This window comes from Dactylosporangium darangshiense (assembly GCF_039537565.1).
Lineage (GTDB): Bacteria > Actinomycetota > Actinomycetes > Mycobacteriales > Micromonosporaceae > Dactylosporangium > Dactylosporangium darangshiense.
Genome location: NZ_BAABAT010000192.1, coordinates 1 through 1,238, shown reverse-complemented (window position 1 = coordinate 1,238; position 1,238 = coordinate 1). Strand labels below are relative to the sequence as shown.

At 67.8% G+C, this 1,238-nt stretch carries 3 protein-coding genes; all 3 read left to right on the top strand.

What is annotated here, in order from left to right; translation table 11 throughout:
- Positions 1-320: UDP binding domain-containing protein (locus ABD901_RS58640; RefSeq protein ID WP_345145079.1), on the top strand; the 320-nt coding region annotated here is incomplete at its 5' end.
- A complete protein-coding gene (locus tag ABD901_RS58635; protein ID WP_345145077.1) occupies positions 317-1,114 on the top strand; it encodes a glycosyltransferase family 2 protein in 798 nt (265 codons plus the stop codon). The genes ABD901_RS58640 and ABD901_RS58635, both read left to right, overlap by 4 nt.
- A 3-nt stretch (positions 1,115-1,117) precedes the next feature.
- On the top strand, positions 1,118-1,238 hold a 121-nt coding region (locus ABD901_RS58630), incomplete at its 3' end, for an NAD-dependent epimerase/dehydratase family protein (RefSeq protein WP_345145075.1).

The following is a 1,238-nucleotide window of genomic DNA, read 5'->3' as shown; positions in this document are numbered from 1 at the left end:
ACGTCGTGTCGAAGCTGCAGGAGCGCTTCGACCTGTCGGAGATGACCGTCGGCATCCTCGGCATGGCGTTCAAGGGCGGCAGCGACGACATCCGCGAGTCGCTGGCCTACAAGCTGCGCAAGGTCGTGATGCTCCGGGCCAAGGAGACGCTCTGCACCGACCCCTACGTCAAGGACGACCGTTTCGTACCGCTCGACGAGGTGCTCACCCGGGCCGACCTGCTCATCATCGCCGCGCCGCACCCGGAGTACCGTGATTTGCAGACCGACATTCCGGTCGCAGACATGTGGGGCGTGACGAACAAGGGCGTGCGTATATGAGCTTGGTACCACAGATCTCTGTGGTCATCCCGGTCTACAACGAGGGCGAGGCCATCGTCCGCTGCCTGGACCGCATCCTCCGCGAGGTGATGATGCCGGCCGAGGTCCTCGTGGTGCACGACATGCCCGAGGACACGACCGTGCCCTTCGCGCTGGAGGTGCAGGCCCGCGACCCGCGGGTCCGGCCGGTGCTCAACGCCTACGGCCGCGGCCCGGCCAACGCGATCCGCTTCGGCATCGACGTGGCGCGGGCCCCGATCGCGGTGGTCACCATGGCCGACGGCTCCGACGACCCGCGCCAGATCGAGGACCTGGCCAGGCTGGTGGACCGCGGTGTCGTGGTCGCCGCCGCCTCCCGGTACATGCCGGGCGGGCAGCAGGTCGGCGGGCCCCGGTTCAAGCGGTTCCTGTCCCGCACCGCGGGCCGGACGCTGCACTGGCTCGCCCGGGTCGGCACACGCGACGCGACGAACAGCTTCAAGGCGTATTCGACGCAGTTCGTGCGCGAGGTCGGCATCGAGTCGAAAACGGGCTTCGAGATCGGCATCGAGCTCACCGCGAAGGCGACCCGGCTGCGGCTGCCCGTGGCCGAGATCCCGACGATCTGGCTGGACCGCCAGCTCGGCGAGTCGCGCTTCGACGTCGGGCGCTTCCTGCCGAGTTACCTCAAGTGGTACCGATTTGCGTTCGGCCGCAGACTGAGCATGGAACAGCTCGCGAAGCGCCCTGCCTCCTCGGCGGCCCGCGACGACGCGCAGGCCGCGCGGCAGAGCACATCAGCATCTCAAGGTTAAGGAGTGTTTGTGGCAAAGGTCCTGGTCACCGGCTCGGCCGGCTTCATCGGTGGATATGTCGTCGAGGAGCTGCTGTCCCGCGGCTACCAGGTCGTCGGCCTGGACAACTACTCGAAGTACGGTC

Excerpts from the sequence above, each read along its gene's own strand:
- ABD901_RS58635 (WP_345145077.1), top strand. The coding sequence starts at position 317 with ATGAGCTTGGTACCACAGATCTCTGTGGTCATCCCGGTCTACAACGAG.